Annotated in this window: 18 protein-coding genes, 1 pseudogene and 1 riboswitch; of the genes and pseudogenes, 15 read left to right on the forward strand and 4 right to left on the reverse strand. The window is 39.5% G+C overall.

Annotation, left to right across the window (positions count from 1 at the left end; translation table 11 throughout):
• The first annotated feature begins 132 nt into the window (after window positions 1-132).
• Window positions 133-234, forward strand: a riboswitch (purine riboswitch).
• 161 nt (window positions 235-395) lie between these two features.
• Window positions 396-995, forward strand: coding sequence for a xanthine phosphoribosyltransferase (locus tag LQ203_RS07895; RefSeq protein WP_230157029.1), 600 nt, complete (start codon window positions 396-398; stop codon window positions 993-995).
• The gene (locus tag LQ203_RS07900; RefSeq protein WP_230157030.1) at window positions 988-2301 is read left to right on the forward strand and encodes a nucleobase:cation symporter-2 family protein; all 1314 of its coding nucleotides are present in this window, start codon (window positions 988-990) and stop codon (window positions 2299-2301) included. The genes LQ203_RS07895 and LQ203_RS07900 overlap by 8 nt, the downstream gene beginning before the upstream one ends.
• Before the next feature lie 394 nt (window positions 2302-2695).
• On the opposite strand, the pseudogene LQ203_RS07905 reads toward LQ203_RS07900, so the two are convergent.
• A pseudogene (locus LQ203_RS07905) lies at window positions 2696-3141 on the reverse strand (chemotaxis protein CheX).
• Window positions 3142-3332: 191 nt separating this feature from the next.
• On the opposite strand from LQ203_RS07905, the gene LQ203_RS07910 reads away from it, so the two are divergent.
• From LQ203_RS07910 to LQ203_RS07945, 8 genes are all read left to right on the forward strand, one after another.
• Complete coding sequence (locus LQ203_RS07910) at window positions 3333-4421, forward strand: 3-oxoacyl-[acyl-carrier-protein] synthase III C-terminal domain-containing protein (RefSeq protein ID WP_230157031.1); 1089 nt, start codon at window positions 3333-3335, stop codon at window positions 4419-4421.
• Window positions 4421-4951 (forward strand): isoprenylcysteine carboxylmethyltransferase family protein, encoded by a 531-nt coding sequence (locus tag LQ203_RS07915; protein WP_230157032.1) that lies wholly within the window; start codon window positions 4421-4423, stop codon window positions 4949-4951. Before LQ203_RS07910 ends, LQ203_RS07915 begins: the two co-directional genes overlap by 1 nt.
• Before the next feature lie 142 nt (window positions 4952-5093).
• Complete coding sequence (locus tag LQ203_RS07920) at window positions 5094-5252, forward strand: hypothetical protein (protein WP_230157034.1); 159 nt, start codon at window positions 5094-5096, stop codon at window positions 5250-5252.
• Between the two features lie 196 nt (window positions 5253-5448).
• The gene (locus tag LQ203_RS07925) at window positions 5449-9162 is read left to right on the forward strand and encodes a dynamin family protein (RefSeq protein WP_230157035.1); all 3714 of its coding nucleotides are present in this window, start codon (window positions 5449-5451) and stop codon (window positions 9160-9162) included.
• Between the two features lie 16 nt (window positions 9163-9178).
• Window positions 9179-9319 carry a hypothetical protein gene (locus tag LQ203_RS07930; protein WP_230157037.1) on the forward strand — a complete coding sequence of 47 codons (141 nt, stop codon included), beginning with the start codon at window positions 9179-9181 and terminating at the stop codon, window positions 9317-9319.
• Window positions 9320-9606: 287 nt separating this feature from the next.
• Window positions 9607-10434, forward strand: coding sequence for a sulfurtransferase (locus tag LQ203_RS07935; RefSeq protein WP_230157038.1), 828 nt, complete (start codon window positions 9607-9609; stop codon window positions 10432-10434).
• Between the two features lie 85 nt (window positions 10435-10519).
• The gene (locus tag LQ203_RS07940) at window positions 10520-11395 is read left to right on the forward strand and encodes a 5'-3' exonuclease H3TH domain-containing protein (RefSeq protein ID WP_230157097.1); all 876 of its coding nucleotides are present in this window, start codon (window positions 10520-10522) and stop codon (window positions 11393-11395) included.
• A 527-nt stretch (window positions 11396-11922) separates the two neighbouring features.
• The gene (locus LQ203_RS07945; RefSeq protein WP_230157040.1) at window positions 11923-12201 is read left to right on the forward strand and encodes a DUF6123 family protein; all 279 of its coding nucleotides are present in this window, start codon (window positions 11923-11925) and stop codon (window positions 12199-12201) included.
• A 44-nt stretch (window positions 12202-12245) separates the two neighbouring features.
• On the opposite strand, the gene LQ203_RS07950 is transcribed toward LQ203_RS07945, so the two are convergent.
• Both LQ203_RS07950 and LQ203_RS07955 read right to left on the reverse strand, forming a co-directional pair.
• On the reverse strand, window positions 12246-13154 hold the full coding sequence (locus LQ203_RS07950; RefSeq protein ID WP_230157042.1) for a DMT family transporter: 909 nt from the start codon (window positions 13152-13154) through the stop codon (window positions 12246-12248).
• Complete coding sequence (locus LQ203_RS07955) at window positions 13138-13551, reverse strand: reverse transcriptase-like protein (RefSeq protein WP_230157043.1); 414 nt, start codon at window positions 13549-13551, stop codon at window positions 13138-13140. Before LQ203_RS07955 ends, LQ203_RS07950 begins: the two co-directional genes overlap by 17 nt.
• Window positions 13552-13778: 227 nt before the next feature.
• On the opposite strand from LQ203_RS07955, the gene LQ203_RS07960 reads away from it, so the two are divergent.
• From LQ203_RS07960 to LQ203_RS07970, 3 genes are all read left to right on the forward strand, one after another.
• A complete protein-coding gene (locus tag LQ203_RS07960) occupies window positions 13779-14459 on the forward strand; it encodes a reverse transcriptase-like protein (protein ID WP_230157044.1) in 681 nt (226 codons plus the stop codon).
• Complete coding sequence (locus LQ203_RS07965) at window positions 14456-14641, forward strand: zinc-finger domain-containing protein (protein ID WP_230157045.1); 186 nt, start codon at window positions 14456-14458, stop codon at window positions 14639-14641. Before LQ203_RS07960 ends, LQ203_RS07965 begins: the two co-directional genes overlap by 4 nt.
• Window positions 14642-14989: 348 nt before the next feature.
• A complete protein-coding gene (locus LQ203_RS07970) occupies window positions 14990-15277 on the forward strand; it encodes an HD domain-containing phosphohydrolase (protein WP_230157046.1) in 288 nt (95 codons plus the stop codon).
• 91 nt (window positions 15278-15368) lie between these two features.
• Here LQ203_RS07970 and LQ203_RS07975 read toward each other — a convergent pair whose 3' ends face one another.
• A complete protein-coding gene (locus LQ203_RS07975; RefSeq protein WP_230157047.1) occupies window positions 15369-15833 on the reverse strand; it encodes an Rrf2 family transcriptional regulator in 465 nt (154 codons plus the stop codon).
• Between the two features lie 171 nt (window positions 15834-16004).
• Between LQ203_RS07975 and hmpA the strand changes: the two genes are divergently transcribed.
• Complete coding sequence (gene hmpA / locus LQ203_RS07980) at window positions 16005-17213, forward strand: NO-inducible flavohemoprotein (protein ID WP_230157048.1); 1209 nt, start codon at window positions 16005-16007, stop codon at window positions 17211-17213.
• A gap of 334 nt (window positions 17214-17547) precedes the next feature.
• Window positions 17548-18636 carry a glutamate 5-kinase gene (gene proB / locus LQ203_RS07985; protein ID WP_230157049.1) on the forward strand — a complete coding sequence of 363 codons (1089 nt, stop codon included), beginning with the start codon at window positions 17548-17550 and terminating at the stop codon, window positions 18634-18636.
• Window positions 18637-18662 lie beyond the last annotated feature (26 nt).

The raw sequence follows: 18662 nt of genomic DNA on the forward strand, positions 1-18662 counted from the left end.
TCTCAATTTCCGATTGGTAAATTTCATAATTTTCAAAAAAAACGAATGATTATTTCGTTTTCAAAGTGAAAGTTCGGTTTTTATTAAAAATGCCTTTTCAAATGGTGCGAGCGTTGTTATAATTCATATATTAATAAAATATTAAGTTTCACTCGTATAATCGCAGGGATATGGCCTGCAAGTTTCTACCGAATTACCGTAAATGATTCGACTATGGGTGAGTAATGGATCTTGTTGCATAATGGACGGCTTTTCCCATTCATTTTTCATTCATGCCCAAGAAATATTGCTTCACTCCAAAAAAGTGCCGCAATGTTTCCTGGGCTTTTTTATTTGCCGGGAAACGATTGCCTAGTTTATGGGTCAATAAACATCCACGATTGGGAGGAACCTTCATGCAACTTTTAAAGGAAAAAATCTTGTCCGAGGGTCAAGCTTTATCAGAAGACATTTTAAAAGTAGATTCATTCTTAAACCATCAAATGGATCCTCTGCTAATGAAAGAAATTGGTAAAGAATTCGTAAAACGTTTCGGACAAAAGGAAATAACGAAAGTGCTGACCATTGAATCTTCAGGCATTGGACCTGGTTTGATGGCTGCGTTAGAATTGGAAGTTCCGCTAATTTTTGCACGTAAACGTAAATCACTTACTTTAACAGATGATTTAGTGACGGCGTCCGTACATTCTTTTACAAAAAAAGAAACCAACACAATTACGGTTTCCAATAAATATATTGAAGCTGGGGATAAAGTTTTGATCATCGATGACTTCCTTGCGGTCGGACAGGCAGCCCGGGGCTTGGTGGATATCTGTAAGCAGGTTGGAGCAGAAGTGGCCGGAATTGGCATCGTTATTGAAAAAGCATTTCAAAGTGGTGGTAAGGATCTTAGGGAACAAGGTTTTCATGTGGAATCTCTTGCGCGAATTGCAAAGTTGAAATTCGGTGAGATAACGTTCGCTGAGGAAAAGGAAGGGGCAACCGCCAATGTCTAATCAATCACCATTGAAAGTTGCTTCCTTAGGATTACAACATGTTCTTGCAATGTACGCAGGTGCAATTGTCATTCCATTGATTGTCGGTGGGGCACTGGGATTGACTGCAGCACAGTTAACTTATTTAGTATCGATTGATATTTTAATGTGTGGAATAGCAACCTTATTGCAAGTGTGGAAAAATAAATTCTTTGGAATTGGGCTTCCGGTCGTCCTAGGCTGCACATTCACAGCAGTTAGCCCGATGATTGCAATTGGTACGCAATATGGAATCAACTCCATTTATGGATCTATTTTGGTGTCGGGATTGATTGTCGTTTTAATTAGTAAATTCTTCGGAAAACTGGCAAGGTTCTTCCCACCCATTGTCACTGGTTCGGTCGTTTTGATTATTGGCATTACGCTCATTCCTGTTGCAATCAACAATCTTGGCGGAGGTCAAGGGGCTGCTGATTTCGGTGACTTGAATAATGTAGCTCTTGGCTTTGGAACTCTATTATTCATCATATTCATGTATAAATTCTCAACGGGATTCGTACGCTCCATTTCTATTTTATTGGGGCTGTTAGTCGGAACTTTTGTAGCTTTCTTCCTTGGAAAAGTGGATTTTAGCTCAGTGGTCAGTGCCACGTGGCTGCACTTGCCACACTTCTTCTACTTCGGCACTCCGACATTCCACGTCACACCGATCATTACAATGACCTTGGTGGCGATTGTCAGCTTGGTGGAATCGACTGGTGTTTATTATGCCCTTGGTGAAATTACGGACAAAGAGATTTCAGAAGACGATCTAGCTCGCGGATATCGTTCTGAAGGTCTTGCCATCATGATTGGCGGTTTGTTCAATGCGTTTCCATATACGGCTTTCTCACAAAATGTGGGATTGATTCAATTGTCAGGCATTAAAACAAGGAATGTCATTTATACGACAGCAGGTATCCTTATTTTCATAGGTTTTGTTCCGAAAATTGGTGCATTCACGACCATTATCCCTTCCTCCGTACTTGGCGGTGCAATGGTTGCGATGTTTGGTATGGTGATTGCCGCTGGAATAAAGATGTTGAGCAAAGTGGATTTTGCTTCCCAAGAAAATTTATTGATCATCGCTTGTTCAGTAGGCATGGGCCTTGGGGTAACAGTCGTTCCCGAGTTATTTGCCCAAATTCCTCAAAGCTTTCAAATCTTAACGGAAAACGGTATTGTAGCCGGAAGTTTGACAGCCATTTTCTTGAATATCGTCTTTAACATGGTCCCGACAAAAGGGAAAGTAAAGGAAGAGCGTATAGAAGGGCAAAAAGTAGCCTAATTAAAAATTGATTCGGTAAACTTGATAGATTCACCTAATAGATGTCCCCTGATCCTCAAACAATTGAGGGTAGGGGCATTTTTTTATTTTGCCCGGAGATTGATCACAGATCATGATTTTTTCATGAAATGGGGTTTTGTCAGATAAAAGGAAACTCTCTTCACTTTTTGAATATATTGATAGTATAAGTTCAGGAAAGTAGTGATAGAGATGGAGAAAAAATATTGTATTCATTGCCGGACCATTTTAAGTCAGGAGTACAGGTGCAGAGTGTGTGGAAAAGAGGAGTTTCAAAATATCATTATTCAAGTACAAAATCAATCCTCATTAAAGAAGGAAGAATGAAAGCCCCCCCTTACCGAGTATTAAGGTAAGGGGGTTTTATTATTTATGACTACATTTCAATCATTAAGATGATATGAATCGTACCTGCCCCATCCATTGAAATGGGTAAATGGATTGCTTCGTTAAATCCATACATTTTGGTTTTGCCCACAATGACAGTGGGCGGTGTAATATCCATTATTGTATCCTCGCTAGCTAAAGAGGTGGCGACATTGCCCGCGAGCATATTGCCGAGTTCTGCAGCGAAAGATTCAAGCATTTCACCTTCTAATGGCATGCCAAACATGCTTTCACCTATCTTGCTCATGCATCCGTTTGTACCTTCGATGATTAATCTTCCACAGATATCCCCTGTCATCCCATGAGGACGCTAATGGATTCCTGTTCGAAAGGCTGTCTAATGAGGGATGGCTTTTGAATGTCTAAAGAGAAAGGAAGAACGGACTTGACCGCCAGGATGGTTCCGTTTAAAACTTTTGTAATTATAGCGTTGATTTCCAAATTCAATCCCCAGTTTGTATGGTTATGTTCTCTATTTTAACAATGAAATAGGTGTTTTTACCTATTTTTCGAGAAAAAAATAAAAAAATAATCAACCATCAATAAATATACCCATTAAGCTATAAAGCATAAAAGGGTTTATGGTGGGTATATTAACCATATAAAGAATAATAAGGAGTGGGTTCATGCCATATTTATTATCTGCATCACATTTAAAGCTCCCATATTTGCTTTCACAGGAAAAAATAATGGAATTTTCGAGAGAAATATTCGGACCTTCATTTAAGAATATTGAAAGATTACTAAAGGCCTTTAAGAATGGCCAAGTAGAAAATCGTTATTTTACAAATGATCTTGATTGGTTTAAAGAGGAGCATACTTTTGCCGATCGGAATGATTTATACATCAAGCAGGCGGTCGAGTTTGGGAAAGAGGCGATAGAAAAATGTCTAGCAAACACAGAGTTTTTAAAAAACGAGCTGCAGGCAAATGAACTAGATGCTTTTTTTTATATTTCAAGCACGGGGATGGCTACCCCGACCATCGATGCCAGGATAATGAATGAGCTCCCATTTAACCCGCATGTCAAAAGAATTCCGATTTGGGGGCTCGGATGTGCAGGGGGAGCGAGTGGACTATCGCGTGCATTTGAATATTGCAAAGCATACCCGAACGCAAAGGTCATTGTCTTAAGTGTGGAAGTATGTAGTTTGACATTTCAACGGAATGATATTTCCAAAAGTAACTTGATTGGAACCTCCCTGTTTTCTGATGGAGTAAGCTGTGTTTTGGTTTGCGGCGATGAAGTGCCATGTGAACAGTTTTCAAGAAAAGGACGTCATTTAAAATTTTTGGATTCCCAATCTACGCTTATGCCGAATTCTTTGGATGTAATGGGGTGGGATGTGAAAGACCAAGGTTTATACGTGGTCTTTTCAAAAGATATCCCTACTATCATCAAAGAGTGGCTTAAACCGAATGTCCAAGAATTTTTAATGGAGAATGGCTTGGAACTCCAGGATATAAAAGATTTCATTGCTCATCCTGGAGGAAAAAAAGTCATTGATGCTTATCACGAAGCTCTGGGATTCGATGAAAGAAAGACGGCTGAATCAATGAGTGTATTGAGGGAATTTGGCAATATGTCCTCTGCTACCATATTGTATGTCTTGGAGAGGTTCATGCAGCGCGGCGGAAATGAAGGTGAGTTGGGCTTGGCTGCTGCATTGGGTCCTGGATTTTCATCGGAACTTGTGTTAATGAGGTGGAAATGATGATATTCGCCATTTTCATTATTTTGATTGCCTTACAGCGCATCGTTGAATTATATATTGCCAAACAAAATGAAAAACAGCTGAAAGTGGCCGGAGCCGTAGAATACGGTAAGTCCCATTACAGATGGATGGTTCTGATGCACCTAAGTTTTTTTATAGTTCTCATTATTGAAGTGAACGTGTTTGAAAGGAATGTCGCTGGTCTATGGCCGATTTGGCTGACCCTTTTTCTGATTGCACAGTCAGGAAGGATCTGGGTAATCAGTTCTTTGGGGAAACATTGGAATACAAAAATTATAGTGGTTCCTAATGCAGAGGTAGTCATAAAAGGTCCTTATAAATATTTTAAACATCCGAACTATATCATAGTAGCAACCGAAATTATTGTTATTTCCTTATTATTTAGTGCATATTATACAGCAATCATCTTTAGTTTATTGAATGCATGGATGATGGCAGTAAGAATACCCCTTGAAGAGAAGGCACTAAAAGAACATACGGAATATTCTGTGGTTTTTAAGGGAAAATAATAAAAATTTCAATTTCTTATTGAAAATGATTATCGTTCGTGATAAGATTCTAAATGAAGATGAAAATTATTCTCAATCACATATCGATAAATTTTTTAATGAACTTTAAAGCTACCCAATATATTAGAGGATGGTGTATGTAATGGTCTGGTTATTCATTATATTGACAATCGCTACATATAGTTTTGTGATGAAACATGTATTAAGTAATATTCAAAAACCTGCAAAGGCAGTAAAACCTTATAGAGAGTCATCAGTGGAAAGCCAAGCTGCATTTAACCCCACCCCTACAACCAGGTAAACAACCTGGTTTTTTTTGTGCTTTCAAGACTTATACCCAAGGTATATTCAAACGATTTGAATCCACTTTGAGTGGTTTTTTGAACATGGCCTGTAAAGATTCATATAGTAAAACTAAAAGCTGACGGTATGAATAATGAACGAAATCGTTTACAATAAGAGTATTAAAATGACGATAGATTAAGGGGTATGGATTCATGATTCAAGAAACATTAAAACAACAGTCTAAATTGGGGATTTTGACTGCCATGTATGAGAAATTTCAATCGGCAGGTGATACAGGCAACGCTGATAAACTAAAACAGTTAATCATGAAAGTGAATAAAGAGGAGTTCATCATTGCTTTTTGCGGGCATTTTTCTGCTGGAAAATCAAGTATGATCAACTTTCTCCTTGATGATCAAGTATTGCCTTCAAGTCCTATTCCAACGAGTGCCAATACGGTTAAAGTCCAAAAAGGTGAAGATTATGCCAAAGTCTTTTATCATAATCAGCCGCCTGTCTTATTTCCTGCACCTTATGATTTTAAAGAGGTCAAGAAATTTGCCAAGGATGGTGATTCAGTATCGGCAATAACAATAAGTTCCAATCATTTCTCCCTTCCGGATTCATGTGCGATCATGGATACGCCAGGTATCGATTCGACTGATGATGCACATAGAGTTTCTACGGAATCTGCCTTGCATCTTGCAGATGTCGTGTTCTATGTTATGGATTATAATCACGTACAATCAGAAGTGAACTTCCTTTTCACTAAAGAATTGTTAGAAGCTGAAAAACCGACATACTTAATTATTAATATGATTGATAAGCATGATGAGAACGAGCTTAGCTTTCAAGACTTCAAGCTCTCCGTTTCTGAAGCATTTGCGAACTGGAATGTCTATCCGGATGGGATCTTTTATACGTCTGTAAGAGATTTGAACAACAGCGAAAATGAAATAGAAGTGGTCCGCCGATTTATATATGAAATGGCAGGCAAAGGTCAAAATGATGGGAAAGATGCCATCATGCAATCGGCTAATGCCCTTGTGGAAAGGCATCTTAGTTGGCTGAAGGAGCAGTTTGAAGAGGAACATGCCGATGATTTTGAAGTATTGGCAGAACTTCCTCACGAAGAGCGAATTCACCTGACGAATCAAGTGGACAGCCTATTAAAAGAAAAAAAATCATTAACTGGACGTATAGAGGGTATCAAGTTCCAATATGCCGATGCATTAGAAACAATTTTGAAAAGTGCGTACATCATGCCCGCGTCTACACGGGACCTAGGTGAATCTTTCTTGGAATCGGCACAGCCGGATTTTAAAATGGGATTATTATTTGCCAAGAAAAAAACGGAAGCCGAGCGTGAGATACGGATCAAAACGTTCTTGTCGGATTTACAAGAAAAGGTGAAAACCCAGCTTGAATGGCATCTTAAGGAGTTAGCGGTTAAAACGCTTAATCAAGCGGAAATCCATGATTCAGCACTTGAAAGTAAGGCTCAGTCACTTCAAATCGAGGTCACGGAAGATTACATAAAAAACTCCTTGAAGCCTCAAGTTGATATTACGGGTGAATACGTCTTAAACTATACGAATGATTTGGCCTCAGCCATCAAAAAGAAAGCCCGTGATATATCAGAAGAATTATTGAATAATGTGGTTGCCGTTATGGAAGGAATAGTTGAACAGCAGTCCATATCCATCGAAAAGGAGCTTGAAGGTTTTTCTGAATTTGCGGAAGCCCTGAAAGTTACTGCGGCAATGAACACGGAAATCGAGTTTCAAACGGAACGATTTGAGGCCATTGCCAATCAAACCGAATCATTAGTCGATGAACGCGATATCGATATGCTATTAACACAATGGAACGAAGAAGAAAAAAATATTACAGTCAAAATCATGAATACCGATGAAGGAAGTACTCCAATGCCATTCAAGGTACAACCTGAAACGGATCAAGATAAAGAAAACAAGGAAGCTGTACCATCTGTGACTGTTACTTCATCGGATGCTCCTGATTTACGCGGCAAGGAAAAGCTGATGGAAACATCAACGAGTTTACAACAGGCGGCTAACCTGATTCAACCGTTGAGAGGGTTTCAGTCACTTTACAAGGAATTGACAGATAAGGCAAAACGCTTGGAACAGCAGACTTTCACGGTTGCCCTTTTCGGTGCATTCAGTGCGGGTAAATCTTCCTTTGCCAATGCGTTAATGGGAGAAAGCGTCCTTCCTGTTTCACCTAATCCGACAACTGCTGCAATCAATAAAATCATGTCTTCCGACGCTGAGCACCCACATGGCACAGCAACCGTCAAATTAAAGACAGAAGTCATGCTGCTAGAAGATGTAAGCCTGGCTTTAGCTGCTTTTGATAAATCGGCAAAGACACTAGATGAAGCCCATCATTTAGCAGGGCAAATCATTGAAAAAGCAGGGGAAGTGGATAAAGGGAAAACACATTTATCCTTCCTTAGGGCTTTTCATCAAGGAATGCCCCAGCACAAAAATGATTTAGGAAATGTAGTCACGGTTGATCTTGAAGGGTTTAAACGTTTTGCTGCAGAGGAATCCAAGTCGTGTCTTGTTGATTTGATTGAATTGCGTTATGACTGTGAAATGACAAAACAAGGGATGGTGCTTGTTGACACTCCTGGGGCGGATTCGATAAATGCCCGTCATACAGGCGCTGCTTTCGAATATATCAAGAATTCTGACGCCATCCTTTTTGTGACCTATTACAATCATCCATTTTCCCGGGCAGATAGAGAGTTCTTGATACAACTTGGACGTGTGAAAGATTCTTTCGCCATGGATAAAATGTTCTTTATTGTCAATGCTGTCGATCTTGCACAAACAACTGACGAATTGGACGAAGTGATGGATTATGTCACAGATCAATTGAATGGATTCGGTATCCGTTTTCCAAAACTGTTCCCGCTTACGAGTAAAGGAGCGTTGTTGGAAAAACAAACGCCTGGTTCATTTAAGCATTCGTTCCTTCCGAATAGCGGAATTTCGAAATTCCAAAACCAGTTCGATTCTTTCATCGAAAACGATTTAACTGGACTTGCCATTGAATCAGCTAAAGCGGCTGTAAAAAGAACGGAAGAACTGCTCAGTGATGTAATTACAGCTTCCAAGCAGGATGAAAAAGCCAAACGAAAAGCCCTGGAGTCCCTTTCAGGTGAGGCACAAGCCATTACGGAACTTCTCTCCGTCATAAAAGGAGATGCAGAAAAACAACGCTTGAAAAAAGAAATTGATGAATTGACTTTCTATAGCAAACAACGGGTCTTTTTCCGGTTTAATGATTTCTTCAAAGAATCGTTTAACCCAGCCGTTTTAAAGGATGATGGAGGGGATCTGAAAATTGTCCTCAAGCAAGCCCTTAAGAACCTATTGGAGGCGTTAGGCTTTGACCTTGCCCAGGAAATGCGGGCGACAGCCTTAAGGACAGAAATGTTCGTAAATAAATTGTTGAATGAGAAACAAAGCGGTTTGCTTTTGCAAATGCAAAAAGTAAGAAAAACACTATCATTACAGCCTTATGAACCAAATGATAGAGAGTCCCTTGAATTTACTGGTGCTTTTGACCAATTGGATACGGGGGAATTCAAAAAGGAATTGTCGTTATTTAAAAATCCTAAGTCTTTCTTTGAAAAAAATGAGAAAGTGAAAATGAGTGAAGGACTTCAGCAGCGTCTGGATGAACCTGCCCTAGTGTTCGTGAAAGAGCAGGGTGAACGGATCTTCGATATGTATAAAGATGTACTTGATCAAGAGTTACTGGCGATTCAAGAAGAGTATAAGACGGAAATAGCGGATATCTTTGCAGGTTTACGTGCAGCTTTAGAGGAAAAGGTCGATATTCCTTATTATGAAAAAGCAGTAGCGGAATTGGCAAAAATGCAATCGAAATAGTAACGAGGTTCCATTCATGAAAGAAATCCTTATTTCTCGATTGAGATACCTAGAAAAGCAAGAGAATAAGATCGTATTGATGGCTGCTGTTACTGGCAGCCATTCTTTTGGTTTATCCTATATGCTCATAAAGATAAACGAACATACCTCAGTTTGAGTCAGCCCGTTCAAGTGATTTAATTGAAAGAAGGCTGATACGAAGGCTGGGTAATATTTTAATCCTTTAGTCATTCGGTAATAATCTGTTTGTGAATAGCTTGATTTAGATTTGATGGATCAAAATGATAACGTGGATGGCTCGTATATTTAGGGATAAACAAAAAGAAGGATGTACAATCAACAAGAAAAGTGAAAAGAATCTTTCGTTATTAGAAGGGAAATCACTTTCCTTAAAGAATGAAATAAATAAGCAGCTTAATCAATATGAAATAGGGGGATTTGCAGATGGGGTATATAATGGAAAAAGAAGAACTGTTACCGTTGTTGAATTCAGTAGATATCAGAATATGTGACTGTCGCTTTAAGCTAGGCTCTCCAGATGTTGGGTATAGTGAATACGAAAAAGACCATATTACCGGTGCAGTTTATTTCGATCTTGAAAAAGACTTATCGGGGGATGTTCAAGAACATGGCGGAAGACATCCTCTTCCTGACCTAAAAACGCTTAAAGATAGACTGGAATCCAAGGGAATATCCAATGATACGATACTTGTTGCTTATGATGGAGGGGAAGGTTCCTTTGCTTCGAGGTTTGTCTGGCTCCTGAGCTATCTCGGACATCAGAAAGTGTATGTACTTAACGGCGGATATCGGGCCTGGAAGGATGCGGGCTACCCGATTGACACGAATCAAAAAGAGTATACTTCAACAGAATATCAAATAGATTTGAATGAAACCGTTTTTGCATCTTATGAAAAAGTGAAGGATTATACAATGAAGAGGCCTGGTGATACCGTATTAATCGATTCAAGGGAATCTAAACGGTTCGAGGGGATCGAGGAGCCGATTGATAAAAAAGCCGGACATATACCTGGTGCAGTCAATAAGGTGTGGACGAAGGTTCTGGAAAATGGCTATTATAAGAAAAAGGATGACCTTCAGGCGAATTTCACAGACATCGGCAAGGATAAGGAAATCATTGTATATTGTGGGTCCGGTGTAACCGCATCTCCCAATTATGTCGCTTTGAAAGAAGCGGGTTTTAAAGATGTGCGAATATATATTGGCAGTTTCAGTGACTGGATTTCCTATGATGATAATCCTATTGACTGATATTGTTTCCAATTAAACGTCCCTTAACAAAGTGGACAGGTATGGTAAAATGGAAGTACATCATGATAGAGGTGATAATGTGTTAATGAAAGAAAATGAGCAGCATCCTTCCTTTATGCTTGTCGATGGGATGGCGCTATTATTTAGAGCTTTTTATGCAACGGCAGTTACTGGTCAGTTCATGATTAACTCAAAAGGCATTCCGACTAATGCCGTTCAAGGATTTTTGAAACATATGCTGACGGCGGTGAATCATTTTTCACCTAGTCATGTAGCAGTTTGCTGGGATATGGGCAGCAAAACTTTCCGTAATGAATTATTTGATGGATACAAGGCTAATCGTTCAGAAGCTCCAGTCGAAATGATTCCTCAATTCGAACTGGCGAAAAAAGCGGTTGAAGCATTTGATATTCCGAACATAGGGCTCTCCGGATATGAAGCGGATGACTGTATCGGGACGATTGCGAAGGCATCTGCCCAACATAGCCGAGTGGGTATTTTGACAGGCGATCAAGATATGCTCCAGTTAATAGATGAAAACATATCCGTACTTTTGTTGAAAAAAGGGTATGGTAATTATGAAGTGCATAATCCCGATAGCTTTTTTGAGTGGAAAGGGATCACGCCAAGGCAAATGATCGATTTAAAAGCTCTAATGGGTGATACAGCTGATAACTATCCCGGAGTTAAAGGAATTGGGGAGAAGACAGCGTTGAAATTATTGATTCAGTACCAAAGTATTGAAGGGATTCTTGAAAATGTAGCTTCATTGACGAATGGCCAGCGAGCTAAGATTGAAGCCGCCGTCGATATGCTTCATTTATCCAGACAACTTGCAGAAATAAAATGTGACGTACCCATATCATGTTCTTTGGATGATGCGGTCTATCAGTATGATCGTGAGAAGGTCAAAAGTCTGGCAAGGGATCATGAATTCAGGGCTTTACTTCGTATGATTTAATAATGGTACAAAGCGAAGGCTCTCAGTATGTAGAAAAAAAGGTTTCGGAATGGTCTCATTCCGAAACCTTTTTGATTTTTTATTGGATTTGTAGCAGTTTTAGTAAATATTCATTTTACGGACAAAGTGATTCGCTGGCACCAGTTGATCTCGCTGAAAAGAATCATGTTTAGAAAGCATCCTTATCCCCTCAAGTTTAATCCTTCTATTTTAATAAAAAAAGACTGTGGAGTAAGTTCTATCTAAATATTAAAATATTGGAAAGGAAGGTACGAGACTCCTGCTTAAAAAAGCGCGTCAACGGGAGACCCCGCAGGCGCCGAGGGCGGACCGCCCGCGGAAAGCGAGTGCCTGTAGTGTAAATAAAAAACTCTAGGCAAACTCGATTTTCATCGAGTTAGTCTACAAACTGAGGAGCTACCCAAATGGAGCTCCTTTAATTTGCAGGATGAATTTTTTGTCGAAAAATGGATAGTCAAAATCTTTTATTTACGGTAAGATGAAAATAAGGCAAGAAAGATGGAGTGATGCAAAAAGTGGGGAAATCAACAGAAGAGTATGTTAGTTTTTTAGAAGGTAAGGGGTTCACTTTCGGTAATGACGCCATTGGTTTTATTTATTTTGGTAAGCGCTACACGGACGCAAGTGATATATTAGTCAATGCTGCAATAGAATTGACTTTGAAGGTTCAAAAGAATTTTGATGGTAGCTTTTATATCTCGTTTTTGGAAAATTTAAAACAAAATGGCATAGAAACACGTAGCGCAGCGGTATCGTTTGCAAAAGACCAGGGGTTGCTAAAATAAATCGGACTTCGTTATTTGGAAGTCCGATTTATTTATTTAGATTTTCAAGAAAACTCCTGTGTTATCGTTTTCTTTTTCCTCGAAGGAAGCTCAGCAAGAATCATCCCTAAGAAAATGAATGCGCATCCGATGATGGAAGCGGTAGTCAATTTCTCCCCAATCAGTATGTATGAGGATAAAGCAGCAAAAACGGGTTCCATCGAAAAGATCAATGCCACTCTTGTAGGCGTCGTATAGGCTTGGAAAAAGGTTTGAGCGAAAAAAGCGAACGCCGTCGCAAGGGCTGCCGTGACAAGTAAAGCAGTCCAGACGTCTTTCTGTAACATGACCTCCGAGCTGAAGATGACAGAATGATTCTCTTTGAAAATCAAGGCTGAAACAAAGGATAATAAAGATACGGTAGAAATCTGTATCAGCGTCAACGGTAAAGCGGGAAGCGTCTTGGCATACCTAGCGGTTGTAATGATCTGCATGGCAAAACTTATTGCGCATAAAAATACCAGTAAATCACCGATGTTCAAATTTGAACTGTCAGCGAAGGTCATTAAATAGAGCCCAACTGTTGCGGCTGCAACACCTAACACTGTATTGCGGGAAAGCCTTTGCTTTAAAAGCAGCAGAGAAAAAACAGGTACCATGACAACACTTAATCCCGTTATGAAGCCCGTCTTCGCTGGTGTTGTATAATTCAATCCGACCGTTTGAAAACCATAACCAAGAAAAAGCCAAACCCCGATATGAATTCCTGCTTTAAAAAGGCCTTTATTCCAAGTCTTTCCCCTATTGTGAAAAGTCAATGAATATGGGATGAGCAATAAAACTAAGGCCATGAAGAAACGGACGGCATTAAATGTGAAGGGGTCAAGAAATGACAAGGCGTTTTGAACCATGACAAAAGTGACACCCCAGATAAATACAACGAATAATAATGAAATATCAGCTGTCTTGTTCATGGACTTCCTCAATCTTATTTAATCGAATCGCTCGCCTAGCCAACTCATCAGCGGACTTGTTTTCGAGATTTGGAATCCATTTCATGAAAAATAACTCAAGCTCGTCGGAAAGGGTAAGCGCTCGATCAAGTAATGGGGCATACTTATTTTTTGCAAATCTTTTTTCAATGGCTTGGTTGATGGCTTGGGAATCAGTCCGAAAAGACACGACTTGATATTTATTGGCTATACAAATTTCTAGTGCTTTAATTAAAGCATGATACTCCGCTTCATGGTTTTCCATCATTCCAAGCGGAATGGAATGCCGCTCGACCACTCCGTTATTATTGATGAAAACACCTGCACCACTTGGACCTGGATTGCCCGCACTGGCACCATCAATATACACTTCAATCATGATGTGCTCCTCCTTTTCGTTTAAGTTGTTAATATGCTATGATTAAAAACTATTTCATATAAAAATATTAAGATTGAAACATGAGAATTTCAGGCTGATATGGGAACTATAATTAAAGAAGTGATTCAATTGCTTACATTATATTATAAATGGTATTACGAAAGATAGGTATCAAAATTGTACGACTGTACTGCTTGAATAGTGAGATGATAAGGAGCTGGAAATCTTTGAAGGTAATTATGCAATGGACATATCATGCTTCAAAAAAACCATCCGCCGATTTCGTTTCGGATTGGCTTGATGCCGGTATTGCACTAGTCATTACAGAAGACCTTGAAAAGGCAGGCAGGCTGAAAGAAGTGGAATTCAAGGATGAATTCGATACAACATGGACAAAGAAGGAGTTAAAGAAACTCTTAACGGAAGTTGAGGAAGAACCGCAGGATTTGACGGTTTATTTTGATGGTGGTTATCAAAAAGCAGAAGGGGTGGCGGGAATTGGTGTAGCCATTTACTTTCGTCAAGGTAAAAAGTTTTGGCGTTTACGCACTAATGTAAAACTGGAGCAATTCGAATCCAATAACGAAGCGGAATATGCAGCCTTTCATGAAGCCGTTAGGCAGATGGAAGAACTTGGGGTCCATCACCAAAGCTGTGTATTTAAAGGGGATTCGCTTGTTGTTTTAAATCAACTTTCCGGTGAATGGCCCTGTATGGAAGAAAACTTAAATAAATGGCTGGACCGCATTGAAGCGAAACTGGATAAGTTAAAGATCATCCCGGTCTACAAGCCAATTTCACGTAAAGAGAATCAGGAAGCAGATCGATTGGCCACTCTAGCTTTACAGGGAAAAGCCATTTTCAGCAAATCAGAAATTGCTGAGTCAAAGGAGCCATATCAACAATGAACAGGAAAAAAATATATGAAGAAGTAGAAGATGTGCTCGCTTCATTTTGCCAAGATTGTTTTTTACGAAAACATTTTCGAAAAGAGAAGGGGCGTGCTTATGCTCACCAGTTCTGTATATCAGAATGTACAGTTGGTGAGAAGTTAAAACAGCTGGGCAATGAACTTAGCGACCGCTCGTAAATATATGAAAACTGTTTTTATAAATACATGATTACATGAAGGATATGGTATTATAGGTAAAAAATAGAGAAATGGTGTAGGCGCTGAAGAATAGAAACGGGAAGCCGAATAGTAAATGGATTCCACCTCTTACGATCCCTGAAATTGATTTCATAATGGAAGAAATGAATTAAGGGAAAGAAAGTGAACCCGCTTTAACTGAATATCATGTGCAACCTAAAGTGAAAATCCTTAAAAGGTAATGAAGGAAACATACAGCAGAAATCGGTTGAAGTAATTAAGTCGAAAATTTCACCTGCCATTGCGGAGGCTGCAAAGAATCCGGATATTTATTACCCTTTCGAAGAGGTGCAAACAAAGAACGAGTACACTTATAACCATAATATCGGGGTCGGGATCATTGGCACTTATCTAGGGATGAAGCTTGGATTATCGAAAGAAAGCCTTTCCGAACTGACATTGGCCGCCACCCTGCATGACGTGGGCAAAACAAGCATTCCCGAGAGTATATTGGAGAAATCAGGGAAATTGACAGCGACAGAATATGAAGAAATGAAGCGCCATACCATTTATGGGTATGAGTTACTTAAAAATATCCCTGACGATCATTATGATCAATCCAAACGATCCCCTTAAAGTTTTAATGAAAACAAGTACAGGGATCATAGATTTACGAATGGAAAAGGAGATGCAGATCGAACGGATCATAGGTTAACAAAAAGCCCGATTATAAGAAATCGGGCTCTTGGTCATTATGCTTTACCGAATCGAAATAGGCTTTGAGCATCACTTTATTTTCGCTGAAGTCTGCAATCGTATATTGGTCAAGGACCTGTAGAAAAGCGTCCAAGGCATTATTCAGGACAAATTTCAAAGAACAAACAGGAGAAATCACACAATTATCGTGATCTTTAAAGCATTCCACTAAATAAAAATCCTCCTCGGTCTTCCGTACCAGTTCACCTACATTTATTTCAGCAGGTGATTTTGCAAGCCGGAAACCGCCATTTCTTCCACGTATCGTCTCTATATATCCTAATTTCCCTAGATTATGAACAATCTTCATCAAATGATTTTTAGATAGTTGATAAACCTCTGAAATTTCTTTTATATTGGATAATTTGCTTTGGTCGTGGGAAGCTAGGTAAATCAACACTCTAAGTGAGTAATCGGAATAACTCGTCAACCTCATGTTTTATCGCCTCACATTCTATCCCCATTTGACTATATCATAAATGTGAACATTTTATAAACATGAAAACTTATTTCTTGAAAAGATGTATTAGAAATATTGCTTTAAATACAAATTCGTTTTAATATAAACATGTATTTAAAATACTTGTTAATGAAGAGAGGTTTATCTATGCTATCCCAGAAAACGATCGATATTATCAAATCCACTGTACCTGTTTTAGAAGTACATGGTACAACTATAACAACTGTATTCTACAAAAATCTTTTCGAAGCACATCCTGAATTATTAAATGTTTTCAATCACGCCAATCAGAAAAAAGGGCGTCAGCAAACTGCACTTTCCAACACGGTTTTGGCTGCAGCTAAACATATAGATCAACTTGAAACGATATTACCTGCCGTAAAGCAAATAGCACAAAAACACAGAAGTCTCGCAGTTAAACCGGAACATTATCCCATTGTAGGACAATATCTATTAGGTGCTATCAAGGAAGTATTACAAGATGCTGCTACAGAAGAAATTCTCCAAGCTTGGGGAGAGGCCTATGGAGTCATTGCCGATGTATTCATTAGCATCGAAAAGGAAATGTACGACCAAGCTTCCAATCAGGTCGGTGGATGGTCGGATTTCAAACCATTCACTGTGGTTGAAAAAGTACGAGAAAGTGATGTAATCACTTCCTTTTATTTAAAGCCATCAAATGAAGATGAGGTTCCATCATTTCTTCCTGGACAATATATCACCGTTCGTATCGAGATACCAGGTGAACGATATTTATTCAACCGTCAATATAGTTTGTCCGATGTACCAGGAAAAGATTACTTCCGGATTTCCGTTAAAAAAGAAAAGCCGGGAATCTCTCCTGATGGTAGGGTCTCTAACTACTTACATGAATCCATTCAGATGGGCGACAGTATAGACGTAACGGCTCCTGCAGGTGATTTCACGATCGATTTGGAAAAACGAACACCTGCAGTATTCTTGAGCGGAGGCGTTGGCATAACACCTTTCATGAGTATGGTCCATGCCGTAGCTGAACAAAAACCTGATCGTGATGTCCAATTCATTCATGCGTCCGATAATGGTCATTTACAGCCGTTTAGAATGGAATTAATAGATATTAAACACAAGCTTGCCAGCTATCAATTATCCTTTGTTTTTAAAAATCCGAGTGAGGATGATAAGAACATGCCGAATTTTGAGAAGGAAGGGTATATCGATAAGGAATTATTGAGCCGTCATGTAAAACCTGAAGCTGATTATTATGTGTGTGGTCCTGTTCCTTTCATGAAAGCCATCATCACTTACCTAAAAGAGTTGGGGATCGACTCGGATAAAATTCACTATGAGTTCTTTGGACCGGCCATAGCGTTATAAGGTTCATTCATCTTAGGAATGTTATTGACATCAAGAAGATAATTTAGCATACTATATTAAAACCATGAACGTTGAGAGAAGATTAGTATGCGAGAATTACTGTGACAGAGAGCGGCGTCAATTGCTGGAAGACCCGCGACAGGAAAGCGCAGAACCTGCTTCTTGAGTCCTATGCAAAACATAGGCGCAGATCCTGGCGTTAACAGGCAAAGTGGAATGCATCAACTTGCATTCAATGAAGGTGGTACCACGGAGAGAAGCCCTTTTCGTCCTTATTTCAAGGATGAAAAGGGCTTTTTTTCATGTCTATGCTATTTATTGGAGGAAAAAATCGATGGAAAAGAAGCGCATCGTTGTAAAGATAGGAAGTAGTTCTTTAACGAATACACAAGGTGAAATCGACCAAAACAAATTTTCCGATCATATCCAGGCTGTGGCAGCATTAAGGAAAGCGGGACATGAAGTGGTCCTTGTTTCATCAGGTGCGGTAGCGACAGGTTTTCGCAAGCTCGGATATCCTACGAGACCTGTCACTCTTAAAGGGAAACAAGCGGCTGCAGCTGTAGGGCAAAGCCTATTGATACAGTCATATATGGAACAATTAGGGCACTTTGGAATCGTTCCAGCGCAGATTTTATTGACACGGAAAGATTTCTCGAAAAAAGATCGATATCAAAATGCATATGCAACATTAATGGAATTACTTGAACGCGGCATACTTCCAATTATTAATGAAAACGATACGGTATCGGTCGAAGAGTTGACATTCGGTGACAATGATATGCTTTCAGCCCTCGTGAGCGGGTTGGTTCACGCTAACCATTTGATCATTTTAACGGATATTAATGGGCTTTATGATTCCAATCCCCAAACAAATCCAAGTGCCAAACGATTTGATAAGCTTTCCGAAGTTACGGCGGATTTATTGCAAATGGCCGAAGGAGCTGGTTCCAGTGTTGGTACAGGTGGTATGAAATCGAAGCTGATTGCAGCCCAAACAGCACTGTCTCTGGGAGTGAAAGTATTTATCGGATCTGGTGAAGGGAGTGAAAAACTTCTTACGACCCTGGAGGGCAATGGTGATGGCACCTATATCGGCAATGATGTCTTGACGACTGTAACGAAAAACAAACAGTGGATTTCCCTTCATTCACAAGTATCCGGAAAAATATTCGTTGATGAAGGTGCTGAAAAGGCTTTAGTTTCAAATGGCAGCAGTCTATTACCGGCTGGGATTTATGAAATTAAAGGTGTGTTCAGTAAGGGGGATGTCGTCGAGGTCTATGGTGCAAATGGATTATTGGGGCGGGGGGAGGTTCTTTATTCTGACGAAGAATTAAAACAGGCTATGGGCAAGCGGACAACCGAGCTTGTGTTCACATCCATAGAGGTCATCCACCGCGATAAATGGGTGAAAGCATAGGGGAAGATCAATTTTAGCGAAGGAAA

Source organism: Peribacillus sp. Bi96, assembly GCF_918698115.1.
Lineage (GTDB): Bacteria > Bacillota > Bacilli > Bacillales > DSM-1321 > Peribacillus.